Here is a 20,197-nt window from a genome sequence, read left to right on the forward strand (position 1 = left end):
CTCGTGTTCGACACCGTACTCGTGGCCAACCGGGGCGAGATCGCCGTCCGGGTCATCCGTACGCTGCGGTCGCTGGGCGTGCGCTCGGTGGCGGTGTACTCCGACGCCGACGCGGACGCGCGGCACATCCGGGAGGCCGACACGGCGGTACGGCTCGGTCCGGCACCGGCCGGCGAGAGCTATCTGTCCGTGGAGCGGCTGCTGAAGGCGGCCGCCGTGAGCGGCGCCCAGGCGGTCCACCCCGGGTACGGCTTCCTCGCCGAGAACGCCGCCTTCGCGCGCGCCTGCGAGGAGGCGGGGCTGGTGTTCATCGGCCCGCCGACCGACGCGATCGCGCTGATGGGCGACAAGATCCGCGCGAAGGAGACGGTGAGCGCGGCCGGGGTGCCGGTGGTGCCCGGCGGCCGTGATCCCGAACTCGCCGAGGCCGCCCGCGCGCTGGGGGCACCCGTGCTGCTCAAGCCCTCGGCGGGCGGCGGCGGCAAGGGCATGCGGCTGGTGCGGGACCTGACGCTGCTCGACGAGGAGATCGCCGCCGCCCGCCGCGAGGCCCGCGCCTCCTTCGGCGACGACACGCTCCTGGTCGAGCGGTGGGTCGACCGCCCCCGGCACATCGAGATCCAGGTACTGGCCGACGGCCACGGGAACGTGGTGCACCTGGGCGAGCGCGAGTGCTCGCTCCAGCGCCGGCACCAGAAGGTGATCGAGGAGGCGCCGTCGGTCCTGCTGGACGAGGAGACGCGGGCCGCGATGGGCGAGGCGGCGGTGCAGGCGGCGCGCTCCTGCGGGTACCGGGGCGCGGGGACGGTGGAGTTCATCGTGCCGGGCGGCGACCCTTCGTCGTACTACTTCATGGAGATGAACACCCGCCTCCAGGTGGAGCACCCGGTGACCGAACTCGTCACCGGACTCGACCTGGTGGAGTGGCAGCTGCGGGTGGCGGCCGGGGAGCGGCTCGGGTTCGCGCAGCAGGACGTCCGGCTGACCGGGCACGCGGTGGAGGCCCGGATCTGCGCCGAGGACCCGGCGCGCGGGTTCCTGCCCACCGGCGGCACGGTGCTGCTGCTGCACGAGCCGTCGGGGGACGGTGTGCGCACCGACTCCGGGCTCAGCGAGGGCACCGAGGTCGGCAGCCTCTACGACCCGATGCTGTCCAAGGTGATCGCGTACGGCCCGGACCGGGAGACCGCGCTCCGGAAGCTGCGCGGGGCCCTCGCGGAGACGGTCACGCTGGGCGTGGGGACCAACGCCGGGTTCCTGCGCCGGCTCCTCGCCCATCCGGCCGTGGTGGCGGGCGAGTTGGACACGGGCCTGGTCGAGCGGGTGGTGGACGAGCTGGTCTCCACCGACGTACCGGACGAGGTGTACGAGGCGGCGGCGGCCGTACGGCTGGAGGCGCTGAAGCCCGCCGCCGGTGCGGGCTGGACGGATCCGTTCTCGGTGCCGAGCGGCTGGCGGCTCGGCGGTACCGCCAAGCCGGTCGGCTTCCACCTGCGGGTGCAGGACCCGGTGGAGTACGTCCCGCACGGCACGCATTCCGTCGCCCCCGACCGCGTGTCGGTCACCCTGGACGGCGTCCGCCACACCTTCCTCCACACCGCCGACTGGATCGGCCGGGACGGCGACGCCTGGCAGGTCCGCGACCACGACCCGGTCGCCGCGTCCCTGAACCGGGCCGCGCACGCCGGAGCCGACTCCCTCACCGCACCCATGCCCGGCACGGTGACCGTCGTGAAGGTCGCCGTCGGGGATCAAGTGGTCGCCGGTCAGAGCCTGTTGGTGGTGGAGGCGATGAAGATGGAGCACGTCATCTCCGCCCCGCACGCCGGCACGGTCGCCGAGCTCGACGTCAAACCGGGCGCCACGGTCGCCATGGACCAGGTGCTGGCCGTGATCGCCCCGCACGAGGAGGAGACCGCATGACCACCCCGGAGACCGGCCTCCCCATGGTCGTACCGGCCACCGACCTGCCCGCCCGCGTCCGCATCCACGAGGTCGGCGCGCGCGACGGGCTGCAGAACGAGAAGTCGACGGTCCCCACGGAGGTCAAGGCCGAGTTCATCCGCCGCCTGGCCGACGCGGGCCTGACGACGATCGAGGCGACCAGCTTCGTGCACCCCAAGTGGGTGCCCCAACTGGCCGACGCGGAGGACCTGTTCCCCCTCGTCACCGGTCTCGGGGCCGACCTCCCGGTCCTGGTGCCCAACCAGCGCGGCCTGGACCGGGCGCTGGCCCTCGGCGCCCGCCGGGTCGCCGTCTTCGCCAGCGCCACCGAGTCCTTCGCCAAGGCCAACCTCAACCGCACGGTGGACGAGTCGCTGGCCGTCTTCGACCCGGTCGTCCGGCAGGCGAAGGACGCCGGCGCCCATGTCCGCGGTTACGTCTCGATGTGCTTCGGCGACCCGTGGGAGGGCGCTGTCCCGCTCCACCAGGTGGTCCGGGTCTGCCGGGCGCTGCGGGACATGGGCTGCGACGAGCTGAGCCTCGGCGACACGATCGGCGTGGCCACCCCCGGACACGTCCTCGAACTGCTCTCCCTGCTGAACGAGGAAGGCGTGCCGACGAACGTCATCGGCGTGCACTTCCACGACACCTACGGCCAGGCGCTCGCGAACACGTACGCGGCCCTGGAACACGGCGTGACGACGGTCGACGCGTCCGCCGGCGGGCTCGGCGGCTGCCCGTACGCCAAGTCCGCCACCGGCAACCTCGCCACCGAGGACCTGGTCTGGATGCTCCACGGCCTCGGCATCGAGACCGGAGTCGACCTCGGCAGACTCACCGCCACCAGCGTGTGGATGGCCGAACAACTGGGCCGACCCAGCCCGTCCCGTACCGTCCGCGCCCTCTCCCACCAGGAGTGACGACCATGGACCACCGCCTCTCCCCCGAACTGGACGAACTCCGCCGCACGGTGGAGGAGTTCGCCCACGACGTCGTGGCGCCGAAGATCGGCGACTTCTACGAACGGCACGAGTTCCCGTACGAGATCGTCCGCGAGATGGGCCGCATGGGCCTGTTCGGACTGCCGTTCCCCGAGGAGTACGGCGGAATGGGCGGCGACTACCTCGCGCTCGGCATCGCCCTGGAGGAACTGGCCCGCGTCGACTCGTCGGTGGCGATCACGCTCGAAGCCGGGGTCTCCCTGGGCGCCATGCCCCTTCACCTCTTCGGCACGGAGGAGCAGAAGCGGGAATGGCTCCCCCGCCTGTGCTCGGGGGAGATCCTCGGCGCGTTCGGCCTGACCGAACCGGACGGCGGCAGCGACGCGGGCGCGACCCGTACGACGGCCCGGCTGGACGAGGCCACCGGCGAATGGGTGATCAACGGCACCAAGTGCTTCATCACCAACTCGGGCACGGACATCACGGGCCTGGTCACCGTCACCGCGGTCACCGGCCGCAAGCCCGACGGCAAGCCGCTGATCTCCTCGATCATCGTCCCGTCGGGCACCCCCGGCTTCACGGTCGCCGCGCCCTACTCCAAGGTCGGCTGGAACGCCTCCGACACCCGTGAGCTGTCCTTCGCCGACGTCCGGGTTCCTGCCGCCAACCTGCTCGGCGAGGAAGGCCGCGGCTACGCCCAGTTCCTGCGCATCCTGGACGAGGGCCGCATCGCCATCGCGGCGCTGGCCACCGGCCTGGCCCAGGGCTGCGTGGACGAGTCGGTGCGGTACGCGAAGGAGCGGCACGCCTTCGGCCGCCCGATCGGCGCCAACCAGGCCATCCAGTTCAAGATCGCCGACATGGAGATGAAGGCCCACACGGCCCGCCTGGCCTGGCGCGACGCGGCCTCTCGCCTGGTCGCCGGGGAGCCCTTCAAGAAGGAGGCGGCGCTCGCCAAGCTCTACTCCTCCACCGTCGCCGTGGACAACGCCCGCGACGCCACCCAGGTGCACGGCGGCTACGGCTTCATGAACGAGTACCCGGTGGCCCGCATGTGGCGCGACTCCAAGATCCTGGAGATCGGCGAGGGCACGAGCGAGGTCCAGCGGATGCTGATCGCGAGGGAACTGGGGCTGGTCGGCTGACCCGAGCCGCGGCCTCCCGTACGGCACGAAGGCGCCCGTCCCGATGACCGGGGCGGGCGCCTCGGCGTGCGCGGCGCGGGTGCCCGGGCGGTGCGTCCGGGACGGCTGATCCGCCGGTGTCCTATGACGTCGCTCACAGATCGTCGGCACTTCGCCGCCCCACTTAGTAGACGCCGCCTGGTGGACATTTGGCCGTTTGTCCGTCTTGGCACGAATGCCGATCCCGGCGCGCGCCACGGAATTCCGGCCGCCCGCTCGCATGCCCGACTGCCTGTGGCGCAAGGTTTCTGACGCCGCGCCAGCCCGCCTGACCGTCGCCGCCTGCGGACCGGAGCCCCGCGCACCGCCCCGGCACGGTCCCGGAGCCTACGAAGCGACTTAGTGGTGGGACCCCTTTGCGACCTTTGCGCTCTCTGTGGGGCCGTTCTAAGAATGTCGACCCACAGGACGTCGCCGCAGCTCGGAACCGGTGTTTTCGCCGAGCCGACAACGCACCGGGCGCTCGGCGTCACCGAGTGAGTAGGAGCCCCCCACATGAAGTCGTCCCGAACGCCCGCGAGACTCCTCACCCTCGCTCTCGGCCTGGGTCTGGCCTCCGGCGCGCTGGGCGCAGCGGTGCCCGCGAGTGCCGAACCGTCCGCCACCCCGGCCGCCGACCCGACCGCCGACCCGGCCGCCTCCGTCGGCACCTCCACGGCGCGGTACGACGGGTCGGCGGAGGAGGCCGCCGGCAACAAGGCGTTCTTCGAGGCCGTGCTCAAGTCGGTCGCCGCGAAGCGCGCCGCCCAGCCCGGCGCGCAGGCGGTGACCGTCACCTACGACGCCTCCCACGCACCGAGCTTCCGTTCACAGATATCGAGCGCGGCCTCGACCTGGAACAGCTCCGAGTCCAACGTCAAGCTCCAGGAGGCGTCGAGCGGCGCCGACTTCTCCTACTACGAGGGCAACGACCAACGCGGCTCCTACGCCTCCACCAACGGCCACGGAGGCGGCTACATCTTCATCGACTACACGCAGAGCAAGCAGAACGACTCGGTCCGCGTCGTCACCCACGAGACCGGGCACGTGCTGGGCCTGCCGGACGACTACAGCGGCCCGTGCAGTGAGCTGATGTCGGGCGGCGGCCCCGGCCCGTCCTGCACCAACCACACCCCGGACGCCGCCGAACGCTCACGCGTCGACCAGCTGTGGGCCAATGGCGCCGCACCGGCCCCGGGCACGGCGCAACAGCCCGCCACCCAGCCGGGCGCCACACAGCCGGGAACCACACAGCCGGGAACCACACAGCCGGTGCAGCCGGTTCAGCCGGTGGTGCCGGTGCAGCCGGTGGTGCCGGCACAGCCCGTGATGCCGGGCCAGCCCGTGACGCCCGGCCAGGGTCCGTGGCGTTCGCTTCCCGGCACGCCCTGGAGTTGATCGCGTTCTCGCGGGGGAAGCGGCTCGCTTCCGAGGACGGCTTCAGCTGGTGCTTCGTACGGCTGTCCTCGGAGGGCGAGGCCGCTCGCACGGCGCAGGCAAGCGACGGGGCGACGGACGGCGTATGTGGGCAACGCCTCCACGGACGAGGGCGTGGTTCGCGGGAACTGAGGCAGGTCTCTTCGCCGCGTTCCGCGCGGACGAGTGGCAGACGCTGATGCCGGCGAGCGCGGCCAGTTCCTCGCGGTGCGGGCGGATACGGCCCGCGCCCGCGTGATCAGCCGGAACCGGAACTGGCCGCCGCCTCACTCGTGGCGCGACGGTACTCGGCGTTGATGCGCTGAGCTTCCTCGAGCTGGTCCTCGAGGATGACGATGCGGCAGGCGGCGTCGATCGGGGTGCCCCTGTCGACGAGCTCGCGGGCGCGAGCGGCGATCCGCAGTTGGTAGCGGGAGTACCGGCGATGCCCGCCCTCCGAGCGGAGCGGAGTGATCAGACGAGCCTCGCCGATGGCCCGAAGGAAGCCCGGGGTGGTGCCGAGCATCTCGGCCGCCCGGCCCATCGTGTAGGCGGGGTAGTCGTCGTCGTCCAGAAAAACGGCACCAAGGCCCCGAAGGAAATTCAACACCATCTGTCGGCCCTACTGCTGTGCCGACCTTCTGTTTCCGCTACCCGGCCCGGCAGAGGGCGGGGTAGCGGGGGATCGCAGCTGCTTGACCGGGGACCACCATCCATTCCGGGGTCTTGCGGTACCCGGCCGAGTGCTTCTCGGGCCGGGCGATCCTGATGGCGTCTGCTCCTCCGTTCCTCTCTGAACCAACCACTGGATGAATCGGCACTGCGGTACTGCTGCGGCAGCTCCTCGACATACGAGCCACCCAGTGCGGCTCCCAGCGCCGTCACCGTCCTGGGAACACCTTGGCTTCGAGGCTCGAGAGCCGCACTGACCTGCGAACTTCGTGTACAACTACCCGCCAGTTCGTTTCTGCCGGGTCTTGTTCGACCGTCTCTACAGGTGAAGCGTAACCACGCCATGAAGGAATGTCTACTCTGTCAAAGGTAGATTTCACCCTTCCAGTGGAGGAAGAAACCTGCCACCTGCGAAAATTGATCCCACAAGTCGTAAGCTCTGCTGTCATGTCGAACCCTGATGAGCTGCTCGTCGGCATCTCCGCCGCGGTGGAGTCGGAGGGAAGCAATCAGATGTCGCTGACCGTGGTCGTCGGCGGCGCCGTCATCACCGGACGGCTGGCTCCCGAGGCCGTGTGGCGAGAGCGGGTGGCGGAAGTCCTGAAGGACTCGGACCGTCTCGGCCCGTTCTCGGACGTCTTCGCCCGCGAGCCGCGAGCGAACCGTCCCGGTCGCGGCGAGGCGCCCACGCATCTGCACTTCCATCTAGCCCGGATCCTGCAGGGCAACCTCGGGATCCCGGAGACGGGCGGCATGTACCGAGTCGCGATCAAGGACGTCACCGCGTGGACCGTGGGTGATCTCAGCTACTTCGACGGGTGAGACGTCGTCTCCGCCCCGTGTCCCGGCCCGGCCCGGCCTGGCCCGGCCGGGAGGAGTTTCCTGGCGGACGACACAGCAGTGGGGGCTCTGCCGACACGCGTCGGCAGGGCCCCCACCGGGATCCTCGGGTCGGTTTGGCGCCTTCGCTCATACCTCCATGGGGCCGGCGCCGCCGAGCAGGGCCGACGCGGTCCGGAGCGGGGCGGGAACGCCGACGGGCGCGGCCTCGGGGCCGTCGTGGCAGGTGGGCGCGCGAAAGTCCCGGGGCTGAGGTGCGGACCGCAGGGGCCAGTTGGGCGGGCCCAACGCGAAACGGACCCCGGCCGCAGGTTTCGTCACCTCCGGAGACCCGTTTCGTCGGTACTGACGCGCCCCGCCTCTCAAGTTCCAGTTCTGGTGGCTGGCTGACGGCCTTCACGGAAGGCTGCCGAAGGCTGCACGGATGCATACGTGACTGAATCTCCACAGCGAATGCGCAACTGCGGCACGGGTGCATTCGGTTGGCGTGGAGTTGTCCTGGTCGGAGTTGCCGTGGCAATAGCTGTCGGTTTCCCATGCGGGGCCACATGTAGAGAAGCTGCCCTCAATTCGTGTGCATGCGTGCATGGATGAGCAGTCGACTTTTTCAACTGCCCTGCTGGGTGCAGCGAGCGACTGGATGCCGGGCACGCTCCGTGATTTGATCCTTCGCGCCGCCGGGATCGCGCAAAGGTGTCCGGAAACGGATGGCGCGGGCCTGCGGTCGCGGCCCACCGGCTATCCCCAGCCTGGCCGCTTCCCCTTGTGGAACATCCATACGAAGGGCAGTTTCATCATGAACTCCGCTCCCCAGGTTCAGACCCTTGAAATCTCTGACGCCGAGCTCGACACCGTCTCCGGCGGCCTGAACCCGCAGGTCGGCATCGCCGCCGGCCCCACGGCGATCAGCAACTCGGACCTCGTGGCTCAGTTCGGCGCGGTCAAGGACGCGGTCCTGGACACCGTCGGCCAGTACCACCAGGTCGGCGTCACGGTCTCCTTCTGATCGTCAGATCGCGGGGCTTCCTGATCACGGGATCGCTGATACCGACAGCCTGACCGCCGATCAGCGTCCACAGCGACAAGCCCCCTACCCGCGGGTTTCGCCGGTAGGGGGCTTGATCGTCAGGGGGCACGCCTACCCTGGATTGGACTAACACGATCTGCTCCAGCCCTGCGAAGACACCGGCCGCGATCCACTCGTTGCGTCGCGTTCTCATCGTGGTTGCCGAGCACGATTGATCGGCGTGCTTCTCGTACGAGCCGCCGAAGACGAGTTTCGCGACGAGCTTGTCGAACACGATCCGGTCCGGGATCCGTGGGTTGTGACGGCCCCACGGATGTGTCTCGAGATGCGTGGCAGGAGGTCCTCGAACTGGATCCACAAGGACTCGATCGCCCATGCTTCGAGCCTGACGCCCCTACCCGCGAAATCTCTTACCAATTGACCAAACTCAGAAACAGTCGGTGGACGTCAGCTACTTCGGTGCCCACGGGCACGTTCCGCTGCGCGTGGCGAGGGCCTGCTTGATGATGTCCCGGCTGGCGTCCGCGCCCAGCGACCAGGGCTCGCCGCCCCGGTCCGGCTCGCCGAAGCTCATGCAGCCGAGGGTGATGGCGGAGACTTCCAGTCCGGTCGTTCCGAGTTTGACGTATCGCATGCTTCCGAACCTAGGAGTTGGGGTGCGCTCTCACGCAACCTCGGAAGCGTGGGGCATGCGCGCCCTGTCAGGTTCGACCGTTTCGGCCAGACGTACCAGAGAACCCAGTAGTAGCGAGTAACGAACTGTCAATTCTCGGCCGAGCGCGTGGGGCACCACTCAGCCCCCCGCCGGCAAACCGCCCTCGCGGGTCCGTCGCCACGGCATCCACGACCTCCACGGGAGCAACGACACGCCACCGCTGCCACGGGAACGTCCGGCCTGTGCCCGAGCAGCGAACACGCGGTCTCAAGTCCGGAAGGACAACAACTTCTGAGAGGCTGGTCTAACCAACAGAAGCGGGCTCGACGGATGCCATGATGCCCGGTCGACCAGCCGGACGCATCGTTCTCGGCATGGCCGAGGCGCACCCAGCCGGGGGACGGGGCTGCCCACGAGGCACGGAGGGAAAGACATTTGAGCGGGGAAGACAGCTCAGCGACACCGCGCAACGCCGTCGTCGTCGGAGCCGGGCTAGCGGGTTTGCTGGCCGCCTCGGTACTCGCCGGCGCTGGTTACGACGTCACCATCGTCGAACGCGATCGTCTTCCAGCTGGACCCGAGGCCCGGGCCGGCATACCTCAGGCCCACCACACCCATCTGCTGTTCGAGCAAGGCGAAACCGGGGTCGAGGAGCTGCTGCCCGGCATCCGGTCCGAGCTTCGCGAGGCTGGCGCCGTGTCGCTCGGGCTCCCCGGCGACCTGGAGTGGGTGGGCCCCGCGGGAGTGATTCCACGCTTCCCCTCACGGCGCACCGTCCTCAGCTGCACGCGGCCTGTGCTCGACTGGACGGTGCGACGCAGGGTGTCCCGGGATCCGCGGATCTCGTTCCGCGAGGGCGCCCGTGCCATCGGACTGGAGACGTTGGCGGGCGCAGTGACCGGACTGCGACTGCGCTGCGGTGACACCAGTGAAGTGATCCCCGCCGCCCTGGTCGTGGATGCCTCGGGACGCTCGTCCGCGGCGCCCGCATGGCTGGTCGACGCCGGGTTCCCGGCGCCCGCCGAGGAAACGGTGGACGCTGCCATCGCCTACACCACGGGCCTCTTCCGGCGGACCGCCCCGGTGCCCGGGCTTGCCAGGGGCGTGTACCTGCAGGTGTCAGGCACGAGTCTGCCTCGCTTCGGCATCGCGCTGCCGGTGGAGGGCGACCGGTGGATCGTCGCGGTCGGCGGCCTGCGCGGACACGAACCCCCCACTGATCAGGAAGGCTTTGCCGCGTTCGCCGCCACCCTTGCGTCACCTGCCCTTGCCGGGTTCCTCGCGAGTGCTGTCGCTGACTCACCGCTGCGCGGCTTCCGCCCGCCGGGGAGCAGACGCCGACGTTTCGACCAGACCGCCCGCAGGCCCGAGGGGTTCGTCGTGGTCGGTGACGCCGTGTGCACCTTCAACCCCGTCTACGGGCAGGGGATGACGGTCGCGGTGCGCCAGGCGCTGGCGCTGCGTGGCGTTCTCACGGACCATGGCACGGGCCCCGGCTTCACCAGGCGTGTGCAACGTGCTGTCGCGGCGGAGGCCACCGGTCCGTGGAAGATCGCAGAGGCCGAGGACCTCCGGCATCCCGGGACCAGGGGCGGGCACCGGACACCGCTGCACCGGCTGCAACACGCCTACCTTGACCGTGTCCAACGGGCGGCGACGGCCGACGTGACGGCCAATTACGCCCTCCTGGACGTCCTGGCGCTCTGTGCCCCGCCGACGCGGCTCTTCGCTCCGTCGGTCCTCTTCTCGGTCTTGCGACACGGCGGACGCTGAGCACTCCAACCGGACCGCGGCAGACGCCGAGCGGAGGCCCAGTGGACTCCGCCTCGGCGAAGGCGGTGGTGAGGGCGAGGTGCTCGGCGACCGTCCGGTTCCACCAGCGGGGCGGTCCATGGGCGGCCCTCCGCCACACGATGCGGCGAGCATCGCGAGCGGACGACGCGCCCAGGGGCACCCGATCCGGCAACGCACCGTCTCCTACTCGCCGTCCCCCTGCTCGTGGCCGCCACCAGGCGTGTACCCGGCCTCCACCGCGCGGCGGTACCAGTCCTGCGCCTCCCCCTCTTCACCACGCCGGCTCAGGCCGTACGCCAGACGAGCCATGGCCGGCGGAAATCCGTGGTCCGCCGCGCTCCGGTAGACCGCGAGGGCGCCGTCCTGGTCGCCCGCCTGCTCGAGGACCAGTCCGAGGTTGAACAGCTGAAGTCCGGCCCTGCGAGGGGACAGCATGGACAGATACTGCCGTTCGGCAGCCTCCAGTCCCTCGCGCCGATAGGCGTTGAGCAGGAGGTTGGTGGCGCTTCTGGTACCCAGCGGGGTGGAGGCCCAGGCAAGCGGGAAGCCGACGCAGATCGCCAGCGCCGCGATGGTCCACGCCGCCCACGTCGGTGTGCCGATCACCGAACGGCTCCAGCCCGTGACGGCTCCGAGGACGAGCAGCACCGGAACTCCCACCGAGACCACGAAGAGGGACACGAGCGAGCGTCTGCTCCAGCCGTAAGTCACTGCACAAGGTCAGCACGCCGGCTGCCGGGCATCAAGGGTCAAGGACCGGCGTTCGGGAGGAAGTTGGAAGGCGCGGGCCCGGCTTGCGCGGGAGGCCCGCGGGGCTGCCCTGGACAAGATCTGAGGTTAGGCTAACCTAAGCAACGACTTGTCCGGCGGTGTTTCCGCACGTCCGAAAGCAGCCACACCTATGTCCAACGCCAGAGCAGCCCACCTCACTCGCCGCGGCATCCTCGCCGCCGGTGGCGCCCTCGGCCTCGGTGCCGCGCTCGCCGCCTGCGGGGACGACGCGAAAAGCGGTGGTTCCTCCGACAAGGAGACGACGGCCGCCAAGTCCGGCCCCTGGACCTTCAAGGACGACCGCGGGACCACGGTGAAGCTGGACAAGGTCCCGGCCGACATCGTCGCGTTCGTCGGCGTCGCCGCCGCGCTGTACGACTACGGCATCGACGTCAAGGGCGTGTTCGGCCCGACGAAGACCAAGGACGGCAAGGCCGACGTCCAGGCCGGCGACATGGACATCAGCAAGGTGACCGTCCTCGGCAACACCTGGGGCCAGTTCAACGTCGAGAAGTACGCGGCCCTCGCCCCCGAGGTCCTCATCACCACGATGTTCGACGGCGCCGGCACGCTCTGGTACGTCCCGGACGAGTCCAAGGACAAGATCGCCAAGCTCGCCCCGAGCGTCGGCATCTCGGCCTACGACCGCCAGCTGACCGTCCCGCTCCAGCGCGTCTGGGCCCTCGCCGAGTCGCTCGGCGCGGACATGACGGCGAGCAAGGTCACGGACGCCAAGAAGCGCTTCGAGGAGGCCTCCTCCCGGCTGCGCGCCGCCGCCAAGGCGCACCCCGACATCAAGGTGCTGGCCGGCTCGGCCGCCCAGGACCTGTTCTACGTCTCCGGCACCGACCTCTCGGTGGACCTGGAGTACTTCAAGGCCCTCGGGGTGAACTTCGTCGAGCCGTCGGCGTCCGTGCTGAAGAAGAGCGGCGGCTGGTACGAGGACCTGAGCTGGGAGAACGTCGACAAGTACAAGGCCGACGTGATCATGATGGACGACCGCTCGGCGACCATCCAGCCCGCCGACATCACCCAGGCCACCTGGAAGAAGCTCCCCGCGGTCAAGGCCGGCCAGGTCATCGCCCGCTCCCCCGAGCCGATCTTCTCCTACGACAAGTGCGTCGCGATGGTGGAGAACCTCGCCAAGGCGCTGGAGACGGCGAAGAAGGTCAGCTGACCCCGCCCGAGCACACCCGGACAACTTCCTGAGTCTCAGGAGCTCATATGACGACGGCCGTAGCCGCCCCGTTCCGTTTCTTCTCCCTCCAGGTCGTACGGACGAGGCGGCTCGGTCCGTCTCTGGTCCGGGTCACCTTCACCGGCGCCGATCTGGCGGACTTCCACTCCGACGGACGTGACCAGTCCCTCTCCCTGTTCATCCCGGCCGAGGGCCGCACCGAGCCCGCCGTGCCCATCGAGCTCGGCGAGGGCTGGTGGCAGGGCTGGCGTGAACTCCCCGACGAGGTACGGGCCGTGATGCGCTCGTACACGCTCCGGGAGCTGCGCCGCGGCCCGGACGAGATCGACATCGACTTCGTGCTGCACGGGGTCGGACCGGGGACCGCCACCCCGGCCGGACCAGCCTCCCGGTGGGCCTCCCGGGCCGCCGCCGGAGACCGGGTGATCCTGCTCGGCCCCGCGGTCGCCGACAACCGGGCGATCCGCTTCCGGCCGCCCGAGGACACCGATCTGGTGCTGATCTGGGGCGACGAGACCGCCGTACCCGCGGCGACCGCCATCCTCGAGTCCCTCCCCGCCGGCACCCGGGTCCGGGCCTGGCTGGAGGTGCCGGACGCCGGGGACGTCCAGGACGTGGCAACCCGCGCCGACGCCGAGATCGACTGGGTGGTGGGAGGCACGGCCACCGAGGCCGTTCGCGGCGCCCGGTTCCCGTCGGCGGAGCGGCCGTACGCGTGGCTCGCCGGTGAGTCCGGGCGGGTCAGGGAACTGCGCCGGCACTTCGTCGGGGAGCGGGGCGTGGACCGGCGACGGGTCACTTTCGTCGGCTACTGGCGACAGGGCCTGACGGAGGAACAGCTCCGGGAAGCCGGCGAGTAGTCACGAGACCGGCGTGACGGCCGTCACGGGAGGGGCAGCGTTCCCCCCGTACTTAGGTTAGGCTAACCTAAGTGAAGCGGATCGCTCCCTCCCCCGCACGGATCGTCCCCGGAGGACCCCCACATGCGCTCGCACCTGCTCAATGACCTGACCGCGGAGCACTACCGCCGCTCCGTGACCGAAGGAGTAGAGCGGGTGGCTGCCAAACTCGCCACCACCGACCGGCCGTTCACCGGTGTCACCGTCGACGCCCTCTCCCCTCTCATCGACGGCATCGACCTCGACCGGCCGCTGCACGACACCACCGCGGTCCTGGACGAGCTGGAGGACGTCTACCTCCGGGACGCCGTCTACTTCCACCACCCCCGCTACCTCGCCCATCTCAACTGCCCGGTGGTCATCCCGGCGGTGCTCGGCGAGGCGGTGCTCACCGCCGTCAACTCCTCCCTGGACACCTGGGACCAGTCGGCCGGCGGCACCCTCATCGAGCGGAAACTGATCGACTGGACGACCGCCCGCATCGGCCTCGGCGAGGCCGCCGACGGCGTGTTCACCTCGGGCGGCACCCAGTCCAACCTCCAGGCGCTGCTGCTGGCCCGGGAGGAGGCGAAGACCGACGCCCTGTCCGGACTGCGGATCTTCGCCTCCGAGGTCAGCCACTTCAGCGTGCAGAAGTCGGCGAAACTGCTCGGCCTCGGCCAGGACGCGGTGGTCTCCGTCCCCGTCGGCCAGGACAAGCGGATGCAGACCGTCGCCCTCGCCCGTGAACTGGACCGCTGCAAGAGCGACGGCCTGGTGCCCATGGCGGTCGTCGCCACCGCCGGCACCACCGACTTCGGCTCCATCGACCCGCTGCCGGAGATCGCCGAGCTGTGCGGGCAGTACGGCGTCTGGATGCACGTGGACGCGGCCTACGGCTGCGGTCTGCTCGCCTCCCTGAAGCACCGGGACCGGATCGCCGGGATCGAGCGCGCCGACTCCGTCACCGTCGACTACCACAAGTCCTTCTTCCAGCCGGTCAGTTCGTCCGCCGTGCTGGTCCGGGACGCCGCGACCCTGCGCCATGCCACCTACCACGCGGAGTACCTCAACCCGCGCCGGATGGTCGAGGAGCGCATCCCCAACCAGGTCGACAAGTCCCTGCAGACCACCCGCCGCTTCGACGCCCTCAAGCTGTGGATGACGCTGCGCACCATGGGCGCCGACGGCATCGGACAGCTCTTCGACGAGGTCTGCGACCTGGCCGCGGAGGGCTGGCGGCTGCTCGCCGCCGACCCCCGCTTCGACGTCGTCGTCCAGCCGTCCCTGTCCACCCTCGTCTTCCGTCACATCCCGGCGGCCATCACCGACCCGGCCGAGATCGACCGCGCCAACCTGTACGCCCGCAAGGCCCTGTTCGCCTCCGGCGACGCGGTGGTCGCGGGTACCAAGGTGGGCGGCCGCCATTACCTCAAGTTCACCCTGCTCAACCCCGAGACCACGACGGCCGACATCGCCGCCGTCCTCGATCTGATCGCCGGCCACGCCGAGCAGTACCTGGGAGAGTCCCTTGACCGCGCGTCCTGAAAACCCGACCAAGACCTATGACTTCGTGGGGATCGGGCTCGGGCCCTTCAACCTCGGCCTCGCCTGCCTGACCGAGCCGATCGCCGAACTGGACGGCGTCTTCCTGGACTCGAAGCCCGACTTCGAGTGGCACGCCGGCATGTTCCTGGACGGCGCCCACCTGCAGACCCCGTTCATGTCGGACCTGGTCACCCTGGCCGACCCCACTTCGCCGTACTCCTTCCTCAACTACCTGAAGGAGAAGGGCCGGCTGTACTCGTTCTACATCCGCGAGAACTTCTATCCGCTGCGGGTGGAGTACGACGACTACTGCCGCTGGGCCGCGCACAAGCTGACCAACGTCCGGTTCAGCACCACGGTGACGGAAGTCCGGTACGACGACGGGCTGTACGTCGTCGCCACCGCCGCCGGTGACACCTACCGCGCCCGCCGGCTGGTCCTCGGCACCGGCACCCCGCCGTACATCCCGGAGGCCTGCCAGGGCCTCGGCGGGGACTTCATCCACAACTCGCGCTACCTGAGGCACAAGCAGGAACTCCAGTCCAAGGAGTCGATCACGCTGGTCGGCAGCGGCCAGTCCGCTGCCGAGATCTACCACGACCTGCTCAGCGAGATCGACGTCCACGGCTACCGCCTGAACTGGGTGACCCGCTCCCCGCGCTTCTTCCCCCTCGAATACACCAAGCTCACGCTGGAGATGACCAGCCCCGAGTACATCGACTACTACCACGCCCTGCCCGAGCAGACCCGCTACCGGCTCACCGCCGAACAGAAGGGCCTGTTCAAGGGGATCGACGGCGACCTGATCAACGAGATCTTCGACCTGCTCTACCAGAAGAACCTCGGCGGCCCGGTCCCCACCCGGCTGCTCACCAACTCCAGCCTGAACGCGGCGGCCTACGACAACGGCACCTACACCCTCTCCCTCCGCCAGGAGGAACAGGGCAAGGACTACCGGCTGGAGACCCAGGGCCTGATCCTGGCCACCGGCTACCGGTACGCCGAGCCCGAGTTCCTCAGGCCCGTCCGGGACCGGCTGCGCTACGACTCGCACGGCAACTTCGACGTGGCCCGCAACTACGCCGTCGACGTCACCGGCCGGGGTGTGTTCCTGCAGAACGCCGGCGTCCACACCCACAGCATCACCAGCCCCGACCTGGGCATGGGCCCCTACCGGAACGCGTACATCATCCGCGAGCTGCTCGGTTCGGAGTACTACCCGGTGGAGAAGACGATCGCCTTCCAGGAGTTCGCGGTATGAGCACGACGACCATGACGTTCACCTTCCGGCCCCTCGACCCGCTCGAGGACGCCGAGCTGCTGCACCGCTGGGTGACGCACCCCAAGGCGGCCTACTGGATGATGCAGGACGCGAGACTGGAGGACGTCGAGCGGGCGTACCTGGAGATCGCCGCCGACGAGCACCACCACGCGCTGCTGGGGCTCGGCGAGGACGGTGAGCCCGCCTTCCTCATGGAGAGGTACGACCCCGCCCACCGCGAGCTGCTCGGGCTGTACGAGCCCGAGCCGGGGGACGTCGGGATGCACTTCCTGACCCCGGCGACCGACACGCCCGTGCACGGGTTCACCAAGGCCGTCATCACCGCCGTGGTCGCGCACCTCTTCGAGGACCCGGCGGCCCGCCGGATCGTCGTCGAGCCGGACGTGCGCAACACGGCCGTGCACGCGCTGAACGAGGCTGTCGGGTTCGTGCCCGTGGGCGAGATCCGGAAGCCGGAGAAAACGGCGTTGCTGAGCTTCTGCACCCGGGAGCGGTTCGAGAAGGCGGTGTCCGTATGACCGTCGCGGACGCGGTCGCCCATCTCTCCCCCGAGCGCTGGGAGAAGGCCAACCGGCTCCTGATACGCAAGGCGCTCGCCGAGTTCGCCCACGAGCGCCTGATCACCCCCGAGCGGGACGGACAGTCGTACGTCGTCCGCAGCGACGACGGGCTCACCCGGTACCGCTTCAGCGCCGTCCGCCGCGCCCTGGACCACTGGCAGGTGGACGCCGACTCCATCGGCCGGGTCCGCGACGGCGCCGAACTCCCGCTCACCGCGCTCGACTTCTTCATCGAGCTGAAGGACTCGCTGGGGCTGAGCGACGAGATCCTGCCGGTCTACCTGGAGGAGATCTCCTCCACCCTCTCCGGCACCTGCTACAAGCTCACCAAGCCGCAGATCCCGGCCGCCGAGCTGGCCCGGGCCGGCTTCCAGGCGATCGAGACCGGGATGACCGAGGGCCACCCCTGTTTCGTCGCCAACAACGGCCGGCTCGGCTTCGGCGTCCACGAGTACCTGTCGTACGCCCCGGAGACCGCGAGCCCGGTCCGGCTGGTCTGGCTGGCGGCCCACAGGTCGCGCGCCGCGTTCACGGCGGGCGTGGGCATCGACTACGAGTCCTTCGTACGGGACGAGCTGGGCGAGCAGACCGTCGAGCGCTTCCACGGCGTCCTGCGCGAGAAGGGCCTGGACCCCGCCGACTACCTCTTCATCCCGGTCCACCCCTGGCAGTGGTGGAACAAGCTCACCGTCACCTTCGCCGCCGAGGTCGCCCGCGGGTACCTCGTCTGCCTGGGCGAGGGCGACGACGAGTACCTGGCCCAGCAGTCCATCCGGACCTTCTTCAACAGCTCCCACCCCGAGAAGCACTACGTCAAGACCGCCCTGTCGGTCCTCAACATGGGCTTCATGCGCGGCCTTTCGGCCGCCTACATGGAGGCCACCCCGGCGATCAACGACTGGCTGGCCCAGCTCATCGACAACGACCCGGTGCTCAGGTCCACCGGCCTGTCGGTCATCCGGGAGCGTGCGGCCGTCGGCTACCGGCACCTGGAGTACGAGCAGGCGACCGATCGCTACTCGCCGTACCGGAAGATGCTGGCCGCGCTCTGGCGGGAGAGCCCGGTGCCGTCCCTCCAGGAGGGCGAGTCGCTCGCGACGATGGCCTCCCTGGTCCACGTGGACCACGAGGGCGCGTCCTTCGCCACCGCGCTGATCGAGCGGAGCGGACTGACCCCGAAGGACTGGCTGCGGGCCTATCTGAAGGCCTACTTCACCCCGCTCCTGCACAGCTTCTACGCCTACGACCTGGTGTTCATGCCGCACGGCGAGAACGTCATCCTGGTCCTCAAGGACGGCGTGGTGCAGCGGGCGGTCTACAAGGACATCGCCGAGGAGATCGCGGTCATGAACCCGGACGCGGTGCTGCCGCCGGCGGTCGAGCGGCTGCGCGTCGAGGTCCCCGAGGACAAGAAGCTGCTCTCGATCTTCACGGACGTCTTCGACTGCTTCTTCCGCTTCCTCGCCGCGAACCTCGCGGCCGAAGGGGTCCTCACGGAGGACGACTTCTGGCGGACGGTCGCCGAGGTCACCCGTGAGTACCAGGAGTCGGCGCCCGAACTCGCCGACCGGTTCGCGCAGTACGACATGTTCGTGCCCGAGTTCGCACTGTCCTGCCTCAACCGGCTCCAGCTGCGCGACAACAGGCAGATGGTGGACCTGGCGGACCCGTCGGGCGCCCTCCAGCTGGTCGGAACCCTGAAAAATCCCGTCGCGGGGTTCTGATCCAGGCGGACGGGCTCCCCCGAGTACGGTCCTCGGGGGAGCCCGTCGGTCTTTCCGGCTCAGCTCACTTCGCAGGCCAGGGCACCTGCGGCGAGCGGTAGTAGCCAATGCCCAGGGCGTCCCAGCGGGGCGCCTGCGCGGCGAGCCGCACCTTGTAGGCGTCCCAGTCGTGCGTGGACGCCGGCGACCAGCCCAGCTCCGCCACCCCCGGCAGCCGCGGGAAGGCCATGTAGTCGATGTCGGCGCTGGTCACGAGGGTCTCGGACCACAGCGGCGCCTCCACCCCCCGGACCGCCGAACTCGGCGCACCGGGGAGGTAGTCGCCCGGGTCCCAGTCGTAGGACCGCTTCACCTCCACCAGACCGGCCCAGTCCTGGCCGAGCGGGGTGTCCTCGGTGTACTTCATGTCGAGGTAGAGCCGGTCGGCGGGCGACAGGATCAGCCCGGTGCCGTTCTGGGCGGCCTTGGCCACCTGGGCCTTCTCGTCCGCGCCGGTGTCGTCCAGCCCCCAGTACTGGGCGATCGCCCCCGGTACCGGATGCGCGCCGGTCAGCTGGTGCCAGCCGATCACCGTCTTGCCGTACTTCGCGACGATCGGCTGCACCCGGTCCATGAACGCCACGTAGTCCTCGTGGCTGGTGGAGTGCGCCTCGTCGCCGCCGATGTGGAGATAGCGGCCCGGGGTGAGGGCGGCCAGTTCGCGGATGACGTCGTCCACGAAGTCGTACGTCACCTGCTTCGACACGCACAGCGAGCTGAAGCCGACGTCCGTGCCGGTGTACAGCGGCGGTGCGGTGCCGTCGCAGTTGAGGTCGGCGTAGGAGGCGAGGGCCGCGTTGGTGTGGCCGGGCATGTCGATCTCGGGGACGACTTCGAGGTAGCGGGAGGCCGCGTACCGGACGATCTCCTCGTACTGGGCCTTGGTGTAGTGGCCGCCCTGGCCGCCGCCGACCTGGGTGGAGCCGCCGTAGGCCGCCAGACGCGGCCAGGAGTCGATGGCGATGCGCCAGCCCTGGTCGTCGCTGAGGTGCAGATGCAGTTCGTTGATCTTGTAGAGGGCCAGCTCGTCGATGTACCGCTTGACCTGGGCCACGGTGAAGAAGTGCCGGGAGACGTCGAGCATCGCGCCCCGGTAGGCGTAGCGCGGGCGGTCGGTGATGGTGCCGCCCGCGACCAGCCAGGGGCCGGGCTGCGCGGTGTCCTTCTCGACGGCAGCCGGGAGCAGCTGACGCAGGGTCTGGACGCCGTGGAAGAGGCCGGCGGGTTCGGCGGCGGTGATGGTGACGCCGGCGCGGCCGCTGTCGAGGCGGTATCCCTCGGCGCCGAACGGGCCTTTGGCGAGGCGGAGTCGAATACCCGAGGTGCCGTGCGTGGTCAGGGGCAGCCGGTAGCCGGTGGACGGCCGCAGCAGGTCCGCGAGGTACTCGGCGACCCGGCGGGCCTCCCGGGAGCCGTCGACGCGGATGGCGGTGTCACGGGTGATGCGGTACGGCGCTCCGCCGGCCTTGACGGAGGCGGGCGCCGGGACGACCCGGTCGAGCGGGGCCGGAACGGGCCCCGGCGCGGGCGGGGTGGCGCCGACCGTGAAGGCGCCGGCCGCCGCGACCAGCAGCAGGGACCCTAGGACGCGGGCCAGGCGGGGAGTACGGGGACTACGGAAAGTACGGGGAGTCGTTCTGTGGTGCGGTCGCACATGCGCTCCCTTCGGCGGAACTCGGTGCAGGGGACTCGGCTGAGGATGCACCACCGACCGGGATTGGTCGAGACCACCCGGCCGTACTTCC

15 protein-coding genes and 3 pseudogenes are annotated in these 20,197 nt (G+C 69.9%); 13 read left to right on the forward strand and 5 right to left on the reverse strand.

The annotated features are described in order from the left end of the window. Nucleotides 1–3 precede the first annotated feature (3 nt). The 4 genes and pseudogenes from ACZ4N4_RS05835 to snpA form a co-directional block, all read left to right on the forward strand. Complete coding sequence (locus ACZ4N4_RS05835; RefSeq protein WP_467584816.1) at nucleotides 4–1,923, forward strand: acetyl/propionyl/methylcrotonyl-CoA carboxylase subunit alpha; 1,920 nt, start codon at nucleotides 4–6, stop codon at nucleotides 1,921–1,923. Beyond that, the gene (locus ACZ4N4_RS05840) at nucleotides 1,920–2,864 is read left to right on the forward strand and encodes a hydroxymethylglutaryl-CoA lyase (RefSeq protein WP_467584820.1); all 945 of its coding nucleotides are present in this window, start codon (nucleotides 1,920–1,922) and stop codon (nucleotides 2,862–2,864) included. Before ACZ4N4_RS05835 ends, ACZ4N4_RS05840 begins: the two co-directional genes overlap by 4 nt. A gap of 5 nt (nucleotides 2,865–2,869) precedes the next feature. Beyond that, nucleotides 2,870–4,030 carry an acyl-CoA dehydrogenase family protein gene (locus tag ACZ4N4_RS05845; RefSeq protein WP_453577248.1) on the forward strand — a complete coding sequence of 387 codons (1,161 nt, stop codon included), beginning with the start codon at nucleotides 2,870–2,872 and terminating at the stop codon, nucleotides 4,028–4,030. Nucleotides 4,031–4,564: 534 nt separating this feature from the next. Beyond that, nucleotides 4,565–5,242: pseudogene (snpA, locus tag ACZ4N4_RS05850) on the forward strand (snapalysin); the annotation flags it as partial. 481 nt (nucleotides 5,243–5,723) lie between these two features. On the opposite strand, the gene ACZ4N4_RS05855 reads toward snpA, so the two are convergent. Further along, on the reverse strand, nucleotides 5,724–6,077 hold the full coding sequence (locus ACZ4N4_RS05855) for a MerR family transcriptional regulator (protein ID WP_467584822.1): 354 nt from the start codon (nucleotides 6,075–6,077) through the stop codon (nucleotides 5,724–5,726). Nucleotides 6,078–6,583: 506 nt separating this feature from the next. Between ACZ4N4_RS05855 and ACZ4N4_RS05860 the strand changes: the two genes are divergently transcribed. Both ACZ4N4_RS05860 and ACZ4N4_RS05865 read left to right on the forward strand, forming a co-directional pair. Next, the gene (locus ACZ4N4_RS05860) at nucleotides 6,584–6,958 is read left to right on the forward strand and encodes a hypothetical protein (RefSeq protein ID WP_467584824.1); all 375 of its coding nucleotides are present in this window, start codon (nucleotides 6,584–6,586) and stop codon (nucleotides 6,956–6,958) included. Between the two features lie 604 nt (nucleotides 6,959–7,562). Continuing rightward, the gene (locus tag ACZ4N4_RS05865) at nucleotides 7,563–7,982 is read left to right on the forward strand and encodes a hypothetical protein (RefSeq protein WP_467584827.1); all 420 of its coding nucleotides are present in this window, start codon (nucleotides 7,563–7,565) and stop codon (nucleotides 7,980–7,982) included. Between the two features lie 148 nt (nucleotides 7,983–8,130). Here the strand turns inward: ACZ4N4_RS05865 and ACZ4N4_RS05870 are convergent. Both ACZ4N4_RS05870 and ACZ4N4_RS05875 read right to left on the reverse strand, forming a co-directional pair. Then, a pseudogene (locus ACZ4N4_RS05870) lies at nucleotides 8,131–8,372 on the reverse strand (IS5/IS1182 family transposase); the annotation flags it as partial. Between the two features lie 121 nt (nucleotides 8,373–8,493). Further along, nucleotides 8,494–8,637, reverse strand: a pseudogene (locus ACZ4N4_RS05875) (aldo/keto reductase); the annotation flags it as partial. Between the two features lie 456 nt (nucleotides 8,638–9,093). Between ACZ4N4_RS05875 and ACZ4N4_RS05880 the strand changes: the two are divergent. Further along, a complete protein-coding gene (locus ACZ4N4_RS05880; RefSeq protein ID WP_467584830.1) occupies nucleotides 9,094–10,431 on the forward strand; it encodes an NAD(P)/FAD-dependent oxidoreductase in 1,338 nt (445 codons plus the stop codon). A gap of 204 nt (nucleotides 10,432–10,635) precedes the next feature. On the opposite strand, the gene ACZ4N4_RS05885 is transcribed toward ACZ4N4_RS05880, so the two are convergent. Continuing rightward, nucleotides 10,636–11,133 (reverse strand): tetratricopeptide repeat protein, encoded by a 498-nt coding sequence (locus ACZ4N4_RS05885; protein ID WP_467584833.1) that lies wholly within the window; start codon nucleotides 11,131–11,133, stop codon nucleotides 10,636–10,638. Nucleotides 11,134–11,353: 220 nt separating this feature from the next. Between ACZ4N4_RS05885 and ACZ4N4_RS05890 the strand changes: the two genes are divergently transcribed. The 6 genes from ACZ4N4_RS05890 (at nucleotide 11,354) to ACZ4N4_RS05915 (ending at nucleotide 18,413) form a co-directional block, all read left to right on the forward strand. Beyond that, a complete protein-coding gene (locus ACZ4N4_RS05890) occupies nucleotides 11,354–12,400 on the forward strand; it encodes an ABC transporter substrate-binding protein (RefSeq protein ID WP_453572117.1) in 1,047 nt (348 codons plus the stop codon). A 47-nt stretch (nucleotides 12,401–12,447) separates the two neighbouring features. After that, nucleotides 12,448–13,281, forward strand: a complete 834-nt coding sequence (locus ACZ4N4_RS05895) for a siderophore-interacting protein (protein ID WP_467584837.1) — start codon at nucleotides 12,448–12,450, stop codon at nucleotides 13,279–13,281. Between the two features lie 123 nt (nucleotides 13,282–13,404). Further along, on the forward strand, nucleotides 13,405–14,847 hold the full coding sequence (gene desA / locus ACZ4N4_RS05900) for a lysine decarboxylase DesA (protein ID WP_467584840.1): 1,443 nt from the start codon (nucleotides 13,405–13,407) through the stop codon (nucleotides 14,845–14,847). Beyond that, a complete protein-coding gene (locus tag ACZ4N4_RS05905; RefSeq protein ID WP_453572108.1) occupies nucleotides 14,831–16,108 on the forward strand; it encodes a lysine N(6)-hydroxylase/L-ornithine N(5)-oxygenase family protein in 1,278 nt (425 codons plus the stop codon). Before desA ends, ACZ4N4_RS05905 begins: the two co-directional genes overlap by 17 nt. Next, a complete protein-coding gene (locus ACZ4N4_RS05910; RefSeq protein WP_467584843.1) occupies nucleotides 16,105–16,647 on the forward strand; it encodes a GNAT family N-acetyltransferase in 543 nt (180 codons plus the stop codon). Before ACZ4N4_RS05905 ends, ACZ4N4_RS05910 begins: the two co-directional genes overlap by 4 nt. Continuing rightward, a complete protein-coding gene (locus tag ACZ4N4_RS05915; RefSeq protein ID WP_467584846.1) occupies nucleotides 16,644–18,413 on the forward strand; it encodes an IucA/IucC family protein in 1,770 nt (589 codons plus the stop codon). The genes ACZ4N4_RS05910 and ACZ4N4_RS05915 overlap by 4 nt, the downstream gene beginning before the upstream one ends. Nucleotides 18,414–18,477: 64 nt before the next feature. Here ACZ4N4_RS05915 and ACZ4N4_RS05920 read toward each other — a convergent pair whose 3' ends face one another. Next, a complete protein-coding gene (locus ACZ4N4_RS05920; protein WP_467584849.1) occupies nucleotides 18,478–20,106 on the reverse strand; it encodes a beta-N-acetylhexosaminidase in 1,629 nt (542 codons plus the stop codon). Nucleotides 20,107–20,197 lie beyond the last annotated feature (91 nt).

Source organism: Streptomyces sp. NPDC026538, from assembly GCF_055567535.1.

Excerpts from the sequence above, each read along its gene's own strand:
- ACZ4N4_RS05910 (WP_467584843.1), top strand. The coding sequence starts at position 16,105 with ATGAGCACGACGACCATGACGTTCACCTTCCGGCCCCTCGACCCGCTC.
- ACZ4N4_RS05915 (WP_467584846.1), top strand. The coding sequence starts at position 16,644 with ATGACCGTCGCGGACGCGGTCGCCCATCTCTCCCCCGAGCGCTGGGAG.
- ACZ4N4_RS05890 (WP_453572117.1), top strand. The coding sequence starts at position 11,354 with ATGTCCAACGCCAGAGCAGCCCACCTCACTCGCCGCGGCATCCTCGCC.
- ACZ4N4_RS05845 (WP_453577248.1), top strand. The coding sequence starts at position 2,870 with ATGGACCACCGCCTCTCCCCCGAACTGGACGAACTCCGCCGCACGGTG.
- ACZ4N4_RS05840 (WP_467584820.1), top strand. The coding sequence starts at position 1,920 with ATGACCACCCCGGAGACCGGCCTCCCCATGGTCGTACCGGCCACCGAC.
- ACZ4N4_RS05860 (WP_467584824.1), top strand. The coding sequence starts at position 6,584 with ATGTCGAACCCTGATGAGCTGCTCGTCGGCATCTCCGCCGCGGTGGAG.
- ACZ4N4_RS05865 (WP_467584827.1), top strand. The coding sequence starts at position 7,563 with ATGGATGAGCAGTCGACTTTTTCAACTGCCCTGCTGGGTGCAGCGAGC.
- ACZ4N4_RS05855 (WP_467584822.1), bottom strand. The coding sequence starts at position 6,077 with ATGGTGTTGAATTTCCTTCGGGGCCTTGGTGCCGTTTTTCTGGACGAC.
- ACZ4N4_RS05895 (WP_467584837.1), top strand. The coding sequence starts at position 12,448 with ATGACGACGGCCGTAGCCGCCCCGTTCCGTTTCTTCTCCCTCCAGGTC.
- desA (WP_467584840.1), top strand. The coding sequence starts at position 13,405 with ATGCGCTCGCACCTGCTCAATGACCTGACCGCGGAGCACTACCGCCGC.